General features: G+C 47.6%; 21 protein-coding genes and 1 rRNA gene. 9 read left to right on the top strand and 13 right to left on the bottom strand.

The window, feature by feature from the left end:
• A 16S ribosomal RNA gene (locus C3B52_RS26815) occupies positions 1-96 on the bottom strand; the annotation flags it as partial.
• A 478-nt stretch (positions 97-574) separates the two neighbouring features.
• Here C3B52_RS26815 and C3B52_RS26805 point away from each other — a divergent pair.
• Complete coding sequence (locus tag C3B52_RS26805; protein ID WP_103109442.1) at positions 575-856, top strand: hypothetical protein; 282 nt, start codon at positions 575-577, stop codon at positions 854-856.
• Positions 857-914: 58 nt separating this feature from the next.
• Here the strand turns inward: C3B52_RS26805 and C3B52_RS26800 are convergent, their stop codons facing one another.
• From C3B52_RS26800 to C3B52_RS26790, 3 genes are read right to left on the bottom strand one after another with little or no spacing between them, the layout of a single operon-like run.
• Complete coding sequence (locus C3B52_RS26800; RefSeq protein ID WP_103109434.1) at positions 915-1691, bottom strand: fumarylacetoacetate hydrolase family protein; 777 nt, start codon at positions 1689-1691, stop codon at positions 915-917.
• 44 nt (positions 1692-1735) lie between these two features.
• A complete protein-coding gene (gene thiI, locus C3B52_RS26795; protein ID WP_103109433.1) occupies positions 1736-2935 on the bottom strand; it encodes a tRNA uracil 4-sulfurtransferase ThiI in 1200 nt (399 codons plus the stop codon).
• A gap of 50 nt (positions 2936-2985) precedes the next feature.
• The gene (locus C3B52_RS26790; protein WP_103109432.1) at positions 2986-4128 is read right to left on the bottom strand and encodes a cysteine desulfurase family protein; all 1143 of its coding nucleotides are present in this window, start codon (positions 4126-4128) and stop codon (positions 2986-2988) included.
• 275 nt (positions 4129-4403) lie between these two features.
• Here C3B52_RS26790 and C3B52_RS36815 point away from each other — a divergent pair, with 275 nt between their 5' ends.
• Both C3B52_RS36815 and C3B52_RS26785 read left to right on the top strand, forming a co-directional pair.
• Complete coding sequence (locus C3B52_RS36815; RefSeq protein WP_164684945.1) at positions 4404-4541, top strand: hypothetical protein; 138 nt, start codon at positions 4404-4406, stop codon at positions 4539-4541.
• Positions 4542-4789: 248 nt separating this feature from the next.
• Positions 4790-5806 (top strand): muramidase family protein, encoded by a 1017-nt coding sequence (locus C3B52_RS26785; protein ID WP_103109431.1) that lies wholly within the window; start codon positions 4790-4792, stop codon positions 5804-5806.
• Between the two features lie 119 nt (positions 5807-5925).
• Here C3B52_RS26785 and dapF read toward each other — a convergent pair whose 3' ends face one another.
• Positions 5926-6786: a diaminopimelate epimerase gene (dapF, locus tag C3B52_RS26780; protein ID WP_103109430.1), complete on the bottom strand. Its 861-nt coding sequence runs from the start codon at positions 6784-6786 to the stop codon at positions 5926-5928.
• 122 nt (positions 6787-6908) lie between these two features.
• Between dapF and C3B52_RS26775 the strand changes: the two genes are divergently transcribed.
• Positions 6909-7436: a DUF84 family protein gene (locus C3B52_RS26775; RefSeq protein ID WP_103109429.1), complete on the top strand. Its 528-nt coding sequence runs from the start codon at positions 6909-6911 to the stop codon at positions 7434-7436.
• A 58-nt stretch (positions 7437-7494) separates the two neighbouring features.
• Here the strand turns inward: C3B52_RS26775 and C3B52_RS26770 are convergent, their stop codons facing one another.
• Positions 7495-8058: a DUF456 domain-containing protein gene (locus tag C3B52_RS26770; RefSeq protein ID WP_235615871.1), complete on the bottom strand. Its 564-nt coding sequence runs from the start codon at positions 8056-8058 to the stop codon at positions 7495-7497.
• Between the two features lie 113 nt (positions 8059-8171).
• On the opposite strand from C3B52_RS26770, the gene C3B52_RS26765 reads away from it, so the two are divergent.
• Positions 8172-8762 (top strand): hypothetical protein, encoded by a 591-nt coding sequence (locus C3B52_RS26765; RefSeq protein ID WP_103109427.1) that lies wholly within the window; start codon positions 8172-8174, stop codon positions 8760-8762.
• A 66-nt stretch (positions 8763-8828) separates the two neighbouring features.
• Here the strand turns inward: C3B52_RS26765 and C3B52_RS26760 are convergent, their stop codons facing one another.
• Complete coding sequence (locus C3B52_RS26760) at positions 8829-9047, bottom strand: DUF1540 domain-containing protein (protein ID WP_103109426.1); 219 nt, start codon at positions 9045-9047, stop codon at positions 8829-8831.
• Between C3B52_RS26760 and C3B52_RS38270 the strand changes: the two genes are divergently transcribed.
• Together C3B52_RS38270 and C3B52_RS26755 are read left to right on the top strand one after the other, a co-directional pair.
• The gene (locus tag C3B52_RS38270; protein WP_373419747.1) at positions 8986-9120 is read left to right on the top strand and encodes a hypothetical protein; all 135 of its coding nucleotides are present in this window, start codon (positions 8986-8988) and stop codon (positions 9118-9120) included. The two genes, C3B52_RS26760 and C3B52_RS38270, sit on opposite strands and share 62 nt — an antisense overlap.
• 55 nt (positions 9121-9175) lie before the next feature.
• A complete protein-coding gene (locus C3B52_RS26755) occupies positions 9176-9955 on the top strand; it encodes an SDR family NAD(P)-dependent oxidoreductase (protein ID WP_103109425.1) in 780 nt (259 codons plus the stop codon).
• Here the strand turns inward: C3B52_RS26755 and C3B52_RS26750 are convergent.
• A complete protein-coding gene (locus C3B52_RS26750; protein ID WP_103109424.1) occupies positions 9926-11188 on the bottom strand; it encodes an MFS transporter in 1263 nt (420 codons plus the stop codon). The two genes, C3B52_RS26755 and C3B52_RS26750, sit on opposite strands and share 30 nt — an antisense overlap.
• 146 nt (positions 11189-11334) lie before the next feature.
• A complete protein-coding gene (locus C3B52_RS26745; protein ID WP_103109423.1) occupies positions 11335-12546 on the bottom strand; it encodes an MFS transporter in 1212 nt (403 codons plus the stop codon).
• A gap of 164 nt (positions 12547-12710) precedes the next feature.
• On the opposite strand from C3B52_RS26745, the gene C3B52_RS26740 reads away from it, so the two are divergent.
• Positions 12711-13442, top strand: coding sequence for a winged helix-turn-helix domain-containing protein (locus C3B52_RS26740; RefSeq protein WP_103109422.1), 732 nt, complete (start codon positions 12711-12713; stop codon positions 13440-13442).
• Positions 13420-14730 carry an MFS transporter gene (locus C3B52_RS26735; protein ID WP_103109421.1) on the top strand — a complete coding sequence of 437 codons (1311 nt, stop codon included), beginning with the start codon at positions 13420-13422 and terminating at the stop codon, positions 14728-14730. The genes C3B52_RS26740 and C3B52_RS26735 overlap by 23 nt, the downstream gene beginning before the upstream one ends.
• A 58-nt stretch (positions 14731-14788) precedes the next feature.
• Here the strand turns inward: C3B52_RS26735 and C3B52_RS26730 are convergent, their stop codons facing one another.
• The 4 genes from C3B52_RS26730 to C3B52_RS26715 form a co-directional block, all read right to left on the bottom strand.
• Positions 14789-16231, bottom strand: a complete 1443-nt coding sequence (locus C3B52_RS26730; protein ID WP_103109420.1) for a serine hydrolase domain-containing protein — start codon at positions 16229-16231, stop codon at positions 14789-14791.
• A 62-nt stretch (positions 16232-16293) separates the two neighbouring features.
• On the bottom strand, positions 16294-17406 hold the full coding sequence (menC, locus tag C3B52_RS26725; protein ID WP_103109419.1) for an o-succinylbenzoate synthase: 1113 nt from the start codon (positions 17404-17406) through the stop codon (positions 16294-16296).
• Complete coding sequence (locus C3B52_RS26720; RefSeq protein ID WP_103109418.1) at positions 17387-18391, bottom strand: ABC transporter ATP-binding protein; 1005 nt, start codon at positions 18389-18391, stop codon at positions 17387-17389. The genes menC and C3B52_RS26720 overlap by 20 nt, the downstream gene beginning before the upstream one ends.
• Entirely contained in the window at positions 18388-19374 is a 987-nt protein-coding gene (locus tag C3B52_RS26715) for an ABC transporter ATP-binding protein (RefSeq protein ID WP_103109417.1), read from the bottom strand. Before C3B52_RS26715 ends, C3B52_RS26720 begins: the two co-directional genes overlap by 4 nt.
• Between the last annotated feature and the right edge of the window lie 5 nt (positions 19375-19379).

The following is a 19379-nucleotide window of genomic DNA, read 5'->3' as shown; positions in this document are numbered from 1 at the left end:
CCGTCCGCCGCTAGCCTCCGAAGAGACTCGCTCGACTTGCATGTATTAGGCACGCCGCCAGCGTTCGTCCTGAGCCAGGATCAAACTCTCCAATAAAGTTTGTTACTGGTTCAAAGCTGGCAAATCAATTTAATGATAGACTCATTAACGCTTTCGCTGTTCAGTTTTCAAAGAACATTTTTCCATTTCGCCCAAAAAGCGACTTCTTGATCTTATCATATCGCTTTTTATTTTGCAAGAGGTTTTTTTGACCATCTTTATCGCCTTTGCAGCGACAAGTTCTAATATATCAAAAACCCATTTCGAAAGTCAAGATGTTTTTTCTGCTTATCGTCCGCTCTTTTTCAAAAATCCAGATCAATTGCGGCAGAATTTAAATATAAATGAACAAGATCGAGAAGTCAATAGAAAAACGCATAACAGTCCTCCTTTTATTTCACACTATCCCTGAAGCCTATTCCTTCTATAAAAAACCTCTATCAAGGCCTCTGCATGGAGGTGCGACCGCGTTTTAGCGGAAAGTTCCATGCGCTCCAGAATTCATAAGCAAACTATTTGCAAAGGCGGTGTCCAAGTGGATCCAAAACCAACCTATAAAGAGTACGAAAATGACCGATACAGCGAGCTGTCCACAGTTGAATCACAGCGCAACGAGATTCTACAAGAAGAGTTTCCCGAAGGCCCATATGGAGCATCCACTAATGAAGCCAGATTGGGAAAAGCTACAGGCTGGGAGCCAGGGCAACATTCAACGACAACGCGCTTCACATATGAAACCAGACTCATGCATCAAGACTTGCCTCGTCAAGATCCGTCCGCTCATCCGATACACGATGATCCTAATGAAGAAGAGTAATAAAACACAGCCCCCTCCACAATTCACATAGAGGGGGCTTCGCTTTTTAATGGAATAACTATTCTTCTGCGATCACATGAGTACTGAGCGTTCCAATTCCTTCGATACTTACCGAGATCTCATCTCCCGGCTTGAGCTCACCTACTCCTGGTGGCGTACCTGTGAGAATGACGTCACCTGGCAGCAAAGTCATCACAGCAGAAACAGCTTCCACGATTTGCGGAATGGTAAAAACCATTTGATTCGTGTTCGAATCCTGACGCACTTCCCCATTTACACGAGTCACGATACGCAAATTCTGGTAATCCAGTTTGGCTGCTATCGCTGGGCCAAGCGGGCAAAACGTATCAAAGCTTTTAGCACGAGTCCACTGCCCGTCTGACATTTGCAAATCACGTGCAGTCACATCAATCGCACACGTAACTCCCAGGATGTAATCATCAGCATCTTCAGCTTTGACCTTTTTCGCCTCTTTCTTGATGACAACAGCCAGCTCTCCTTCATAATGAAGGTTCTCCGTCAGTTTTGGGTATACAATTGGCTCATTCGGACCTACAACAGTCGTAGATGGCTTTAAAAACATCAATGGCTCTTTTGGCAGCTCAATGCCCATTTCCTCCGCATGGTCTCGGTAGTTTACGCCGATGCACACCACTTTGCTTGGTTCACTAGGGGCTTTTACTGTGATATCGTCCAATGACAGCTCGAGCCCTGTCATGATCGGTTTTGCCGATTGGATTTTATAAATGTCCCCTTCGATCACACGTACCTTGTGATCCGCCTCTACCATCCAGCCATGCTTCACCTTGCCGTTGCGCTCATAACGGATTATCATGACAACCTCTCCCCGTTCTTCCTTTTCTAACAGTGAATGTACAGTTAGAACAGATCTGTTGCTGCTTCTTTTGGTTTGGTCGTAATTTCTTCAATCACAGTCCCAGCTACGGCATTCTCTACGAGAGCCTCCACATCCAGCGCCTCCTCAAAACGAGCAGCCAAGTATGGCTTCGGACGTGTTACCGGGTTTTTCGGTGTAAATACGGTACAGCAATCCTCATACGGCAAAATAGACAGCTCATACGTATCGATCTTACGCGAGATGTCGGTAATGTCGATTTTGTCCATTCCAACGAGTGGTCGCAGCATTGGGATAGAAATGACTTTATTGATCGTATCCATGCTCTCAAGGGTTTGAGAAGCGACTTGTCCCAGACTTTCACCTGTAGCAAGCGCCTTTGCCTTTGTATTTGCAGCTACCCGCTCCGATACACGCATCATAAACCGGCGCATGATCGTAATGAGATAGTCCTCTGGGCACTTTTCGCGAATCTGTGTTTGGATCTCGGTAAAAGGTACGACGTGAAGACGAACGGTTCCTCCCCATTTCGCCAGCTTTTGAGCGAGATCACGCACTTTTTGCAAGGCACGCTCACTCGTGAATGGATAACTGTGGAAGTGAATGGCTTCAAGTGTCACCCCACGCTTCAGCATCATCCAGCCAGCAACCGGACTATCAATCCCACCAGACAGCAAGAGCAGTACTTTCCCGCTCACACCTACAGGCAATCCTCCAGGTCCCGGAATAGTCTCACAGCTCAAGTAGGTTCCCTCTGTCCGAATTTCGAGGTTTACAATCGCTTCTGGCTCATGCACATCTACACTGATCGCAGGAATTGCGCGCAGAATATGTGTGCCAACCATGCGATTTACTTCCATAGAAGGAATCGGATAGCGCTTGTCTGCGCGGCGCGTCACGACACGGAAGGTACGTGGCTGCGGATTTAACTGACGAATCATTTCAAGCGCCTTGGCCTTAATGTTCTCGATGTCAGGGTCAACCTGCACAGTTGGGCTAAAGGATGAAATCCCGAAAACACGCTTCAGGCGCTCCATAACCGCATAAGCATCTTCCCCATGCAGCTCGACATACATTCTGCCGTAATTGCGGCGTACTTTTACTTTAAAGAAGGAACGCAGAACGCTCTTAACACTTCTTGCAAGAGCTTCCTCAAACTGGTCACGGTTCTTTCCTTTTAAGGCCAGTTCTCCATAACGAATCAAAATAACATCGTAGTTCATGATTATCTCCTTTTTGTTAGAAACGCTTTATTCTGTAAAAAGTAAATGCGTTACTTCATATAAGAACGCAGCTTGATCACACAATCCTGTAATGCAGATACAAACTCTTTGATATCCTCGGCATTATTTTCTCTTCCCAAGCTGATACGAAGCGACGATAATGCGCAATCACGCGCAATGCCGATTGCAGTCAGTACGCGACTTGGCTCGTTTATTTTGGACGAGCAGGCAGATTTCGTGGAGATCAAAAATCCTCTCTCCTCCAAAGCATGCAGCAGAACCTCCGCTTTCACTCCCGGCACCGACAAATTCATGATATGTGGAGCAACACCAGTCTCGGGTGTATTGATGATGCAGCCTTCGATGCGAGAGATGCCCTCGCGGAGCTGTTGATTCAAGCCCTGCAGCCGGATGCTTTCCACGGTACCTAGCTCTTCCAAGATCCGAAAGGCTTTTGCCATGCCTGCGATTGCTGGCAGATTTTCTGTTCCTGATCGGACTCCGGCTTCTTGTCCGCCACCCATCATGAGTGGATGAATGATCAGACCCTCGCGCTTATACAAAATGCCGATCCCACGCGGACCGTAGAATTTGTGAGCAGAGACACTCAGTAGATCAATTCCAGAATCTTTGATTCTCAGTGGAACCTTGCCGATGGCCTGCACGGCGTCTACATGAAACAGCACCTTCGGATACTGCCTCAGCCACTGCCCTATTTCCATGACAGGTTGGATCGTGCCAAGCTCATTATTCACATGCATGACGGATACGAGAATGGTATCCGGGCGCATTGCTTGCTTGACGTCATCCACTGACACACGACCATCACGATCGACAGGTAGATACGTTATGGAGAACCCCAAGCCCTCCAGCTGCTTGCAAACATCATAAACCGCCGGATGCTCAACCTGGGTCGTAATGATATGCTTCCCTCTGTTCTGATATTGAAAGGCAATGCCTTTGATCGCCGTATTATTGCTTTCCGTACCGCCTGAGGTAAAAATGATCTCTGCTTCCCTACATCCGAGGTACTGCGCTGCTACCTTTCGTGCTTGCTTTAGCACATTCTCAGCTTCTACCCCTTTTTGGTGTAAAGAAGACGGATTTCCGTAATAGCTTTCCATTGCCCGTCGCACAGTTTCAATGACCTGTGGATGCGGACGGGTCGTAGCACTGTTATCCAAGTAAATCACCAGTATACACCTTCCTGAAGGCAAGCTGCCTTGAGTCTACGCTTCATCATACCATGACTTTTCCCGATTCATACAGTGGAAAGCACTTTACATCCTTATTTTTCCCGACTATAGAAGAAACAACAAGCAAAAAAACCAAAATCTGAACGTTCGTTCACAGAGTATTCACAGCTAAAACGCTTACATCCAGATATAGGCTATTTACCTCTTCATTTCCTTTCGTTAGAATAGTCAATAAATTTAGATAAAACAATGACAACGGGGAGAGAACAACGATGACAACACAAGCTATGCAAGAAAAAATCAGAAAAATGGAAGCAGAATTGAAGCGTCTGCAGGATGAGCTGGCCAAAATGAACAAAAGCACGGACCGAACAGATGTCGCATATCTAAATGAGGTGTACAACGGGTGACTTTTCGCTTATTTTCCTTTCGATAGCGTGGGTAGTGGCAAAATATAATTGCCGCAACCACGCTATTTTTATGTCTTCTCACCTTATTTTTCACTTTGGCACTCCTACTGGGGGTACAATCTATGTTCATATGGTGGAAAAACTGACCATCTGAGGGGGTATTTGGCGGATGAAAGCCTGTATCTTGACTGCTTACAATAATACTGTATCAGTCAAATACATCATGCTACGGCATCGAGGAGGCTTTCATGTTCAAAACATCAAGATGGAAACGTCTGACCGCAACAACATTATTGATCGCTACTCTGCTCCCTGCCACTTCCGCATGGGCACAATCGGTTACAGTCGTGTCCGGAGATACCCTCGGCAATATCGCTTATCGCAATCAAATCACTGTCGAGCAATTAAAGCTTGCTAATCATCTGACTTCCGACACGATTATGGTCGGTCAGACTTTATACATACCACCGAGCTCTATCGTCTATACAGTGAAATCAGGTGATGTCTTGTGGAAAATCGCCGCTACCTACGGCGTAAGCATTCAGAGTATTGTGAATGTCAATCAATTGACGACAGCTGACGATCTGTGGATTGGACAAAAGCTGCTGATCCCGACCAAGGCTTCTTCAGATCAAAGTGAACAGCCCAAGCCAGCTACAGGACAGGACAAGCCCTGGGTGGAAAACGTCAGCTACAAAGTTGCGGCTGGAGATACTCCTTGGACGATTTCAATTGCACACGGGATCCCGATGTCAGAATTCCTCCAAGTAAACGGTCTATCTGAAACGGCGTACCTGCAAATCGGACAATTGGTAAAGGTACCCGTTCATCACATCCCGAAAACAGCTGTGACAGGCTCTGCCTATGGTGAATATTTGGACTGGTTTGAAGCAGCGCAATATTTGTTTCCGATCAATGCTGTCGCCACGGTAACCGACTTTGCAACGAAAAAGACCTTTCGTGTAAAACGCACAATCGGCGCCTCCCATTCCGATACGGAGCCGCTTACCACTGCTGATTCTGCGATGATGAAAGACATCTGGGGAGGCTCTTTTTCTTGGAGTGTCCGCCCCGTCATTGTTGAAGTAAATGGCAGACGGATTGCTGCGTCGATGACATCTATGCCTCATAGCATTGAATACATCGCAAATAATGATTTTAATGGGCACTTTGACATTCATTTTCTGGGGAGCCTGCGCCATAAGGATAACCTGATTGACCCGGATCATCAGGAAGCGATCAAAATCGCCGCAGGGAGAAAATAACCCCACATTTGAAAGCCCAGCGGCTACGACGTGTCTATTGGTCAACTCACGGTTCACTAACACGAAAAACCGTTCCTGCCCTTTCATGGACAAGAACGGTTTTTCATTGAATAACAAACTTATTTATACGGAATCGGTCCCATGTACACTCCTGAAAACACTTCAGTAGCAGGGCCAGTCATGAAGACGCGATTATCACTTTCTCGCCAATCAATCATCAGGTCGCCACCTGCAAGATGAACGGTTACTTCCCGATCCGTCTTGCCACCAAGGCATGCGGCTACTGCTGCTGCACACGCTCCTGTTCCACAGGCAAGCGTCACTCCTGAGCCGCGTTCCCATACACGGAAGAGAATTTCCTTTCGATTCAATATTTGGATAAATTCGACATTGGTGCGTTCCGGAAACCATTGATGGAATTCAATCTTCGAACCGTACCGAGTGACATCTTCATCACGAACCTCATCCACAAAAATGATGGCGTGAGGATTGCCCATCGTGACGGCTGTCATCGTGAAAACCTCGCCATCGACCTCAATCGCCTCTTCGCGTGCCTGCTCGTCCGGGATGCCAGTCATCGGAATCGCCGCCCGTTCAAAACGCGGCTCCCCCATGTCAATCGTCACCTGCTCGACTTTGCCATCCTCACCGAGTGAAACAACGGGTGTCATGATACCTCCAAGTGTCTCCACTGTGAATGTAGCTTTTTCTGTCAAGCCGTGATCGAATACGTATTTACTCACACATCGCAGGCCGTTTCCACAGTTTTTGGCTTCACTGCCATCGTTATTAAAGACGCGCATGCGAAAATCAGCTCGCTCAGATGGCAAAATTAAGATTAGACCATCTCCACCAATCCCAAAGTGACGGTCGCTTACCCGTCTTGCCAGTTCAGGAAGATCTACGCCAGTCAAGTCTTCTTCAAAACAGTTGACATATACGTAATCGTTACCCAAGCCATGCAATTTCGTAAATTTCATCGTCCACTCCTCTTTTTCTCTGTAATATCTGACTTTACGTATACGCATTATCTTATCACAACACACCCGTTTGTGGGAAAGTGGTATACTACCTCTTATTGTTGGAAACGGAGGAATGGCACTTGGATATTTCTGCATGGCGTTTTGGCTTAGGAACTACGAATGGAGCAAAGCGTTTAGCTGTACAAATGGCAACGGGAGTAGAACCGATCTGCTTATCAGTGCCATCAGGTATCTCGGATCAGCCAATGAGCGAGGACGAAACGATTACGGGTGCCATTAATCGGGCGAGGGCAGTACTTGCCGCGCTGCCCGAAGCACAAATCGGACTCGGTCTGGAAGGCGGTCTTATGTATGATGATCGTTTCACTTCGCAATGGTATCTCATCTCTGTTTGTGCGGCCTGGAATGGCAAGCAGCTTTTTTTGGGAAAAGGCTTGTCCTTTCCAATCCCCAACCTCGCTGCCGAGCGTATCAAGCAAGAAAAAATAGAGCTCCATACCATTATTGACGAATGGGGAAAAACGACAAACAGCAACCATCGTGGTGGTGCCTATGGATTATTTACCGACGATCGCGTCCGTCGTGCAGATGTTTTTCGCGATGCAGTGATTGCAGCGATTACCCCATTTCACTCGCCTTTTTATTAAGAAACAGCCAAAAACCTCTCCAGGTACGATGACCGGAGAGGTTTTTGAAGGTTGGTGCCTAACGGGCTCTGTAGTACGGGTAGATAACCAAGGCGCCCAAGATGGCGATAGCCCCAATGATCATCGCCCACGCCCCAAGCGCTCGCGAGTTGCGGCGGTACGCTAAGAAGCCCAGCACCATCCCGATAGGAGCAATCAAGTACGGCATGAGGAACAGGGAGAGGATCGATAATCCAAGACCTGTCATCCCAATACCGCTTGCCCCATTTTCCCGGCTGTCGTCATCGCCGACATCTCGTGAGGCTCGGCGCACCGGAATCGGTTCAGCGATTTCCGCAGCTGTTTCAACATCGTCGTCTCTAACAGATGGAGGATCGCCATGCTCCTCCCTCGCTAGAACAACTCCGTCCAATCGCTCCGAAAAGTCTGTCCTCTCCCGCTCCCTGCCTGAGTCGCCAAAGTAACGCTCAGTCTGGGTATACGGATCATACGCAATACGCTTTCGGTCCCGTGCTTCGTGTCGATCGAACTCAGCTTGGGTCCACGTATCTGCAGCAAATTCCGTATCGTGCATGTCGAGAGTTTCCGAAAAGCCGGTATCTTCCTTCCGCTTCGCATTCATACGTTCTTTGTGGTCCGCCATGGGATGCTCAGCCCCTTGTCCAAAGGATTTGTGGTGAAGGAAGTAGCCTTATTGTCTGCGAAAGGTGTACAATTTAATCGGGAGGCGAGAGAATGAAAACAGAGAAAGTCCTAACCTTTGGCATCGATATTGATGGTACGGTGACTTCACCCAGCAGTATTGTGCCTTTGATGAATGAATGCTTTGGAAAAGATTTGCGATATGAAGACTGTTACGAGTACAATCTGGCTAATGTGTACAACATTACAGATGCTGAATTTGAGGATTGGCTCGATCAATTCGGACACCGCTTGTATGATGAATCGCCCGTACACGGAAATGCTGATCACATCCTTCGCGAATGGCATGCAGAGTACAAGCTCGTTTATATTAGCGCCCGAGAAGCCAGACATCGCGATGTGACGATAAATTGGTTTTCCCGTTACCAAATCCCTTTCCATGAAGTAGATCTGGTCGGGTCACATGATAAGCTGGCTGCCGCACGTAAATGGCAAGTCGATCTCTTCTTGGAGGATCGTCTGGAGAATGCTCTACAGCTATCAGAAGCGTTGCAAATTCCTGTCCTTTTGTTCGACACTCCTTATAACCAAGGTCCGCTCCCGGCTCTTGTTCATCGTGTAACCTCTTGGGAAGAAGCACAGGAAAAAGTAAATCAGCTGTTTTTAGCAAAGACAGGCCTCTAGGACAAGCTGAAAGCGAAAGCAAAAAGACGTATCTTCGGCAGATACGTCTTTTTGAGACATCGGCTACTACTTCTTTTCTTTCGGTTTAAATGTGTGACAACAGGTCTGGGAAGAGGATTTCGCTTGATCTTGGTGCTGACTTGCGTATTCGAATTCACCAGCAAATTCTTCCTTGAAATTCGCATTCGCGTGCGCGTCAATTTCCACCATAATCATATCAGCATTGCAGTTGTTTCCTTCTCCCCAGTACGCACAGTTTGCAACACTGCACTTTACTTGTGGCATGTTATTTCACCCCCTAGGGGCTATCCTTCACAACAAGCCTTACGCTTATACTTGGATTCAGCGAGGAAATTGACCGTGTCAGACCTCGATCTGTCATTTCATCCCACTAGAAAGAGGTTGAATTCTCCATGTCCTCCTCCAAAATTATTGTGATTACCGGAGCATCTGGTGGTCTCGGAAGGGCACTGACGCAGCTCCATCTGAAAAAAGGAGATCTGGTTATTGCCACTAGCCGCAGTGAACAAACCCTAGAATCATTCTCAAAGCAGCTCTCTTACCCAGACAACCTTTGCATTTATCCACTCGATGTCTCAAGCAATGAAGCTGTACGCCAGTTTGCTGCTTGGGTTCACGTCCGTTTTGGCAAATGTGACCTTCTTTATAACAACGCTGGGACTGCTGTATTCGAGTCCCTTGTCCAGATGCGGTTGGAAGAGCTGGAGGAAACTCTCTTGACGAATATCGCTGGTGTCATGTACACCACGCGTGCTTTTTTGCCGATGATGCTGCAAGAAAATCGTGGTCATATTATTAATATTGCCTCATTGGCAGGTCAGGTTGCTACTGCCAAAGCTGCTGTTTATGCTGCCAGTAAAGCTGCTGTCATCCGTTTTAGCGAGGGACTTCGTCATGAACTGGCTGATACTGGGGTACATGTCACCTGTGCTTTGCCTGGTCCCATCGACACTCCTTTTTTAGAGCGTGCTGATAAAACCGGAGCTTATCGCAGCAAAGTCAATAGCTACCTTCTGTCTCCTGATCAAACAGCCACACTCATATACAAGGCTGTAGAAAGGAAACGCCCGGAAGTAGCCATGCCTTTTCGCCTGCATGCCCTCTCTTTTCTATATAGCTTGTTACCGTACAAGGTGAAGCAATTAGTCGCCCCGCTCATCAACCGCAAGTGACGGCCCAGCGTCTAAATGCCGAAGTGCTCCGAAAGCAATCCCTCCGAAAATGATGCAAATCACTGCCCCCGCCCCAAACAGACCCTGTACGCCCAATACGGGAATAAACAGCCCGGAAACGGCTGCCCCGAGAGGCATCCCTGTCCCCGTAATCGTTCTGATGCTGGTCATTACTCGTCCCAGCAAGGCATCCGGAACTTGTTTTTGCAGGTAGCTCCTGTACAAGATGTTGTAAGGAGAGAAACAAAATCCGGCTAACGCCATGGCGACCATCGAGACCTCCAGTCTTGCAAAAAGAGCAAGCGGCAATGTCGTCACTCCCCATGCCACAATGATTCCTGCCAATGTGGCTCCCAAGGGAATTTTCCAGTTTATCGTGGAAAAGAACAAGGAACCTAGCAGCGCCCCTATCGCCAATGATGACCAAAGCATTCCCAAAGCAACCGATCCTCCCTGTAAATCCTGATTCGCATACAAGGGAAGAGCCACCTCAATCGGTCCATAGGACATGTTAAACAGAAAAGTAAACAGGATCAGGGCAACCATTTGTTTTTGCCCGAACACATAGCGATACCCAGTACGCATATCAGCCAAAAGTGAACGCAGAAATGGTCCGATGTTCCCTGTAGGAGCTGCTGCAGGGTTTGCGCTTTGCGTCAATTGCTTCGGCAGTCGCGAGAAACAGATTGCACATACAAAGAAGCTAACTGCGTCAATCAAGAGGACATAAGCCTCTCCAATCAAGCTAATCAATACACCCGCCAGTGCAGGTCCGAACATGTAGACAATTTGCCATTGGCTTTCCATGACTCCATTTGCCTTGACCAAATGCTTTTTATCTGGCACCAATCTCGGCAATAACGTCTGGGCACCAGCTGAGCTAAGTGGTGAAAGCAAGCCAGCAATCACGATCAGTACATATACCACGAAAAGCGGTACCTGTTCTACCTGAAGCAGTGCAACCAGCGCAATAAAAATAAGTCCGCGGGCCACATTGTCTACCATAATCAGTTTGCGTCGATCATATCGATCAAGCAAAACCCCTGCTAGCAATCCAGCCAGCACCGAGGGCAACATATAGGCAAGAATAACTCCGCCCATCGCGACGGATGAGCCTGTCTTTTTCATAATAAACCAGGTCAAACCCATCCAGCCAAACTGATCACCCAGACTAGACAAGAACATGCCCAGCCAATACCAGCGAAAAGAATGCTGTCGCCATAGCTCCTTCATCTGTCATCTTCCTTTTCTTTCCTTCGTTTGTTCCTTATTGTAGCTTTTATTTTATACTTTTTCAATAATTATATTTATTAAATAAAAAAGACTGCCCTGCAAAAAAATAACCCTTTGCCAAAGTTAGCAAAGGGCCTAAATGTAAGTCAGTATACATCTGCTTCTGTTTTTTCCAGCCTCCGACGACTCCATAGCCAGACCATTCCGGCTAGGACACCAAAAACACCCAGCCAGATGGATACAGCGGCACTCCCTACCTTTTCTGCACCATAGCCCAGTATGAGACAGCTCAATGAAAAGCTGCCCATGGTAGCCATTTCTCTGATCGAAAAGACGCGGGCTAAATACGACGGATCTGCTAATTTCTGAAGCTTGGTCACGGACAAAATAGAGGAACCAAACGATGCAAAGGAACAAAATAAGATGGCGACAGCAAGTCCCAGGATCGGCTTGATATGAAATACAGCTACGATCGAACAGCCCATTGCAACAAGCGCCCAGCCTTGTACTGCTGTCACGCCTTTTTCACCCAGGCGATAGGAAATGCAGTTAACGAAAATTCCCGCCATCACTCCTCCTAGTCCAAGCGGTATGTCCAGCAAACCGAATACGTACAGGCCTTCTCCTCGCTCGGTCAGCACATAAAACATCAGCATGATGTAATAAGCCCCGCATACCCTCTCTGCCATTTGATACATGATGACGCGCCCAATCTCTTTTTGCTTGCCAATATAGCGAAAACCTTCCTGAAGCCTATCCACATAACCCGCAGTCGTCTTGGTGACAGAAGCGTTGGTGATTTGGGGAAGCCGCAGCAAGATAAACAAAGACGCCAAATAGCATCCTGCATCGAGCAAAAAATTGTAACGATAGGAGAACAAATAAACTAGGATAGCTGCCACACCTTGGCAGACAATAATTAAAAAGGATGTAGTACCTTGCAAAAGCGAGTTGGCAGCGAGGCGATCCTTTTCTTCTACTGAGCTGACGATGGCTACCTGCATAGCCGGTTGAAAAAAAGCGCTACATATATTGACCAAAATCAACAATAAAAAGGCTACCCACAAATAGGTAACTGAAGTAATGAAGAAAAAGAGGCTGACCAATATCCCGCGAAGCAAATTCACGATGATCATCACGCGGCGTTTGTCCCAGTTCTCTACGAGCGCACCTGAGAAGAAGCTGGTCAAAACGTAAGGCAGCATGCGAAATACCGTCCCCGCTGCAAAAGAAAGCCCTGAGCCGCTTAAATCATTTAGCAGCCCAACGACAGCGATAAACGTAAACTCATTCCCGATGATGTGTATGATATGAGCCGTATACAAACGGCGAAAGACTGGATGTTGTAGTAATGACATGATTAAGCATCCTTTCACCGTTTTCTCGTATTGTAACACTTGTCAAAAAATAGTGGCAAATTGATCTTGCCAAACGGAACGTTTTATTGTTACAATACGTTCAAATAAATCTGAACATCTAAAAATAACGTAACGTTCTAATCAAGTGAAACGATGGTGATTACTTGAAACGATATCTGGTTGTTGAAACGTTGGATCAGCTGAAAGCTGTAAGTGATTCCTTACGCATGCAAATGATCACCATGCTGGTAAAGGAGGAATACACAGGGAAGCAATTGGCTACACTTCTCTCTTTGTCAGCCTCCAAAGTCCATTACCATCTAAAAGAATTGGAGAATCACGGGTTTATCCACGTCGTACGTACGGAAGAGAAAAATGGGATCGTGCAAAAGTTTTACAGAGCGGTCGCCTATGATTTTAAAGTAAGTGATGATCTTCTCCCCTCCCTGCGAGAGGATACGATGCTCTTGCAAGAGGCGATGCTGAATCATTTGCGCTCTAGCATTACGCGTCTGTACAATGCCCCCGATGAATCATTCATGCAGTTTTCAGATGTCGAGAACCGTCCGCCAGCCCTTGCCATGAATTCAGAAGTGAAGGCTCCCCGTCATGAAATCAGGGAGTGGTTATCCAAATATCATGCGCTACTAGACGAACTCGGAGAAATAGAAGAACGCTATTTACAGCGAATTGCAGCTGGGGAAGCCGAGGATATAGAGGAAAACTTCTATATGGTTGCTGTCGGGTTCATGACTAACGAGCGCTTCTATGTCGCTGATGACGAATCTCTTCCTGACCACTATGAAGCGCTGCCTTCTGATTTCAAGCATTTGTCCAGCAAGATTGTCGTCAAAAAGAAAAAGGAGGTTCAAGATGACGACTCAAGCAGCGAATAACATGCTTTGGCGCAATAGCTCATTTATCCTGCTCTGGTGCGGAACGATTCTTTCTGCGATGGCAGACGGTGCCTTTTTTATCCTGCTGTCTTGGTTTATCGTTGATGTGACCGGCTCGGAGGCAATGCTTGGCACGACCCTGATCTGCATGTCCATCCCTCGCCTGCTCTTCATGCTGGCTGGGGGAGTAGCTGCGGACCGTTGGAATCGGAAATGGATCATGTTTTTATCCATCCTGGCACGTGGAATCATCCTCACAGGCTTCAGCCTGCTGTTGATGAATGAAAATAACAGCTTCCTGCCCATCTCCGCTTATGTATTGGCTGTACTTTTTGGCACGGTAGACTCCTTTTTTTGGCCCGCCCGCAGCTCCATACTACCTTCTCTCGTTACACGCGAACAGCTCGCCCCAGCAAACAGCATGATGGAAATCTCCCAGCAAATCAGCATGGTCGGTGGACCAGTCGTTTCGGCACTACTGATTAAAACGACCACGTATCCGGTCATGTTCCTGATTCTCGGCGCCGCTTTTTTCGCAGGCACCTTGTTTATCCTCTCTCTTCGATTGAATCCGAGTGAACAGGAGAGTATGGAACGTGAACCTGCATCTGCGAAAACCTCTTACTTGAAAGATATCATGGGGGGAATCCGCTTTACTTTTTCCGTTCCGATCTTGTGTATTATTTTTGTGACCTCTCTATTTACCAATATGATGTTTTCCGGTCCTATCAACATGGGCATACCGCTTCATGTCAAGGATCTCGGCTGGGATGGCAGCTCTTATAGCTCACTTAGCATTTCGCTTGGCATCGGTACCATCGTTGGGGGTATTTTGACAGGATTATGGAAAGGGTTCCGTGGAAAATTCATCCTCCTTCCCGTTATTCTCGGTTTCATGGGTGTCGGTATGAGCTCCCTATTTTTCATGCAGCAACTTACTTTTGGCTTGATCTCCATGTTCTTGATTGGAATGACGCTTACGATGACGAATATTCCATTAATTACGTATATCCAAACGATCGTCCCTGCCAATGTCCTTGGGCGTGTCATGTCATTGCTTTCTCTCATGTCCATCGGCTTTGGCCCGGTTAGCTACGCTCTCTGCTCCTATTTGCTTGAAGCAAAAATGGCAACGCCAGGACTTCTGCTCTTTAGTGGAGGAATCATTTTTACCTGCATTGGACTTAGCCTCTTGTTCATCCCTGCTTTTCGGAAAATGGAGCAGCATCCCGATTGGAAACGTACTACCGTTGAAACATCCGGTGTCAGTACGTCCCTTTCCTCCTAAAAGCAAGAACGCACACCTTACAAGCTGGTTGGTTGCTTGTAGGTGCGCGTTTTCGTATTTATACAGTCGCCTGTTCTTTATTGACTGGCGATTTGATCAATTGACGTCCTCCAACGAACAGCCTGACACTGGCTCCCGTCTCATCTCGAAAGAATCGAACAAACGAATCATTCTCTCCCCGTTTCCAAACAAAGCACTCTTCTCCGACAGGTCTTAGTGAAACGCCCGTACCCAGAAGCTTCAAAACCAAACCATTTTCCTGAAGCTCAACGGTTACATTCGCCCCTTCTGAAGAGCGATAAAAACCGACTAGGGACGTAAGCGCCTCCATTGAGACTTCATAATCAGGATAAACGAACGGTGGTGTATTAGCAGGTTTTCCGTTGCTCTCGTTCAGCAAGCCATGCATCAAATCTGCCGCAGGGCCTCCATCGACATTCATGAGAACAGCTCCCGTCAAATTGCGCTCGGGATGGAAAAACAATTGGGCACTGACACCTTTTACAGCTCCACCATGTTCAATCAGTGTCCCACCATGGCAGTCACTTGCAATCATAAGCCCATACCCATACCCTTGATGAGGGTTCATCTGAATATGAGAGAGGGTTATTTGTCTCACACTTTCTTCGGTCAGAATCCGATTAGTTCCAACCAGCCCTCCTGTGCGGAAAATCTCGGTAAACCGTAGCAAATCATGAATGGTTGATTTCAGCTTGCCTCCAGCACGCATAGATGGTGCATCCCACCAATTTGGCGATCGGTATACCTCACCACCATCCGCCGCACTTTTGCGGGTAAACAGAGTCGCGACTTGTGTATCTTGAGGCAGGTCCTCGATGAGAAAAGCACTCCGAGTCATCCCGGCAGGGTCCAAAATATTTTCTTTCACAAACTGCTCATACGAAATTTCGCTCACACGCTCGATGATAACCCCAAGCAGTGCGAAGCTGTCGTTAGAATAGCTGAACTGCGTGCCTGGAGGACCCAGCAGATCGTAATCAAGCCCTGAAATGTAGGCGACAAACTGATCTTTTGTATCAATCGCTTCCATCTTATCTAAATCAAATTCTAAACCAGAGCTGAAGGTACCACTGTGTGGGTCGTTTTCCATACTTCGCTTCATTGCACCCATTAACGTGTCAAATGCAGGGAAGCCAGCAGTGTGCGTCATCAGATGATGAATGGTTATTTCCCGAGTGTGTGCTTCACTCGGGGTACGCAGCTGGGGAATATACTTGATGACTGGATCATGAACGGAGAGCTTACCTGCTTCTTGAAGCTGCATGATCGCGACACATGTAAACACCTTGGTAACCGAACCAATCCCAAATACTGTATCCGCAGTAACGCCCTGGGCATCATCCGTGTTATCCGTGAGACCGAACCCTTGAAAATAGCTCAGTTCTCCATTCTCTGCCAGTCCCACGGATGCGCCTACAATCTTTCCCTTTTCAAGCAGCTGCTTTGCATACTCTTCAAACGATTGGACCCATTTTGCCACGCTCATTCTCCCCTTCACTCATTATCTATGTCTGACGGAAGGCTGTTACGAAACCTCTTGCTCTACGGTCTGAAAGTCGCTGAACGAATAGCGTATTTGCCCACTGCATTTGTATTTACCTTGTAGCCGATTCCAGGGCTTTCGGGAACAGCCAGCTGTCCAGGAGCAACAAGCTCAACTCCAGGTTCTACGATGTCTTCCTCCCAATAACGACTGGAGGCAGCGGTATCGCCGGGAATGGTGAAATTAGGCAACGCAGTAATTGCGATGTTATGCGCACGTCCCACACCTGATTCGATCATCCCGCCGCACCAAACAGGAATGTCCTGCGCCTGGCAATAATCGTGAATCCGCTTTGATTCGGTCAATCCACCTACACGACCAACTTTTATATTGATAATTCCGCAGCTACCCAATTCTATCGCTTTTCGCGCATCTTCCACGCTGTGGATGCTTTCATCCAGACAAATCGGCGTGCGCAGCTCTTTTTGCAGCTTGGCATGATCGATGATGTCATCATGTGCCAATGGCTGTTCAATCATGATCAGATTGTACTGATCCAATTCCTTCATTATGTCCAAGTGCTCCATCGTGTAAGCAGAGTTGGCATCTGCCATCAGAGGCACGTCATCTCCGAAGCTTTCCCGAATCGCGCGGACAACATCTACATCAAAGCCTGGCTTGATTTTTACTTTAATTTTTTTATAACCCTCGCCAAGATGGCGTTCTACTTTTTCAAGAACCTGTTTTACAGTTGGTTCAATCCCGATACTGATCCCTACATCGATGATCGATTTTTCGCCACCAAGAGCTTTTGCCAAGGAAATTCCTTTTTGCTTGCTGTACAGATCCCAAATTGCGCCTTCCAATGCTGACTTTGCCATATTGTTGCGACGAATCGGCGCGAATAGACGATCAACATCCTCTGGTGTTTCGATTGGCGTACTCAGAAGCTGCGGAATGAGATACCGCTCCAGCATGTGCCAGACAGTCTCTGTTGTTTCTTCATTATAGTAAGGATTTGGCATCGCTACGCTTTCCCCGTATCCAACCTCGCCTTCACTATGCACACTGACAAGGATAAAGTCCTTAATACTCGTGCTACCAAAGCTGGTCTCAAATCGGAATCGAAGTGGCATGTTCAGTTGCTGTAGTTCAATTCGCTCTATTTTCAATGATTTTCATCCCTTCTAGGCCATACAGGTGGCACGATACGTAGTGGTTTGCATTGACAGGTGTGGCAACCGGTCTAACTTGTTTACACATTTCGACTGCATGCGGACAACGCGTGTGAAAAGCGCAGCCAGCAGGGGGCTTTGCCGGATTTGGAACATCACCCGTAAGAACGATCCGCTCCTTCTTACGCAGCGGATTGGCTTTTGGTACAGCAGACATCAATGCCTGCGTATACGGATGCATCGGTCTGGCAAACAAATCTTTTTTGTCCGCAATTTCGACGATTCTGCCCAAATACATCACAGCAATCCGATCGCTAATATGACGAACAACACCCAAATCATGGGAAATAAACAAATATCCTAATCCGAGACGTTGCTGCAGATCTTGCAACAGGTTGACAATTTGGGCTTGGATGGAAACATCCAGCGCAGAGACCGGCTCGTCGGCGACGATCAGTGAAGGCTGGACAGCTAGTGCCCGGGCGATCCCGATCCGCTGACGTTGCCCACCACTGAATTCATGTGGGTAACGGCTAGCGAATTGGGAATTCAATCCGACCAAATTCAGCAATTCCTGTACCTGCTCCAATCGCTCTTTGGCTGAGAGGCTTGGCAAACGAACGCCGATTGCTTCCTCCAATGCTTTTTGTATAGTCATTCTAGGATTCAACGATGCATATGGGTCTTGAAATACGATCTGCATCTGCTTGCGCAACGGTCGAAACTGGGAAGGCGAAAGCTTCGAAATCTCTTGCCCTTCAAAATGGATGGTGCCGCCTGTTGGCTCAATAAGACGCATGATGCTTCGGCCAGTAGTCGATTTGCCGCAGCCACTCTCCCCAACGAGGCCCAGCGTTTCTCCCTTTCTCACCTCAAAGGACACCCCGTCTACCGCTTTCACCACATCATTGCTTTTACCTAGCAGTCCTTTGTTGACCGAAAAATACGTTTTCAGGTCATTTACTGTTAACAGTTCGCTCATACCGCCATCTCCTTGTTCTCGTACAGCCAGCAACGGACAGCTTGTGAGCCTGTTGCCAGCAGTGGCGGTTTTTCGTTCGAGCAGCGCTCATGAGCATGTGGGCAGCGAAAGCGGAAAGCGCAGCCTTGGGTTACTTCTCCCAGCAGCGGAACACTTCCCTCGATCGGCTCCAGTCTGGTACGCTCCTCCTCGTCCTCCATATCCGGTACACAGCGCAGCAATCCTGCTGTGTACGGATGCAGTGGATTGGCAAACAAACTGGCGACATCTGCTTCCTCGACGATTTCACCGTAGTACATCACAAGCACACGGTCAGCCATCTCTGCCACGACACCCAAATCATGGGTGATCAAGAGTAGGGAGGTACTGCCACTTTCCTTCAGGTCGTTCATCAGCTCCAGGATTTGGGCCTGAATCGTTACATCTAAAGCGGTCGTCGGCTCATCTGCAATCAATAAGTCAGGATTACATGCCATCGCCATCGCGATCATGACCCTCTGCTTCATCCCACCAGACAACTGGTGCGGATATTCGCGCATGATGCTCTCCGGCCTAGGCACACCTACTTTTTTAAGCATTTCGATCGCTTTTTCCTGACGTTCTTTTTTGGACAAATCACTATGGAGTAAATACACTTCCTCTAATTGCTTGCCGATCGTATGCACAGGGTTGAGCGAGGTCATCGGCTCTTGAAAGATCATCGCGATCTCATTTCCCCGGATCGCTCGGATCGCTTTTTTATCCAGCTGATTCAGCTTGGTATCGCGAAAAGTGATGCTTCCTTCCATATTGGTCATCGCTTTTGATAAGAGGCCCATGATCGCCAGTGACGTCACGCTTTTGCCACAGCCGGATTCCCCTACCAGTGCAACCGTCTCCCCTTTTCGTATGTGAAAGGAGATGTTCTGCAGGGCAGGAAGCGTTCCTTTTTCTGTCTGAAACTGCACGCGCAAATCTTTTACTGCAAGCAATACATCCTGCATCGGTG

The organism is Brevibacillus reuszeri (genome assembly GCF_002897295.1).
In the GTDB taxonomy this organism is placed as follows: Bacteria; Bacillota; Bacilli; order Brevibacillales; family Brevibacillaceae; genus Brevibacillus; species Brevibacillus reuszeri_A.
The sequence above is the reverse complement of the archived record's forward strand: the minus strand, read 5'-3'. Positions and strand labels throughout refer to the sequence as shown.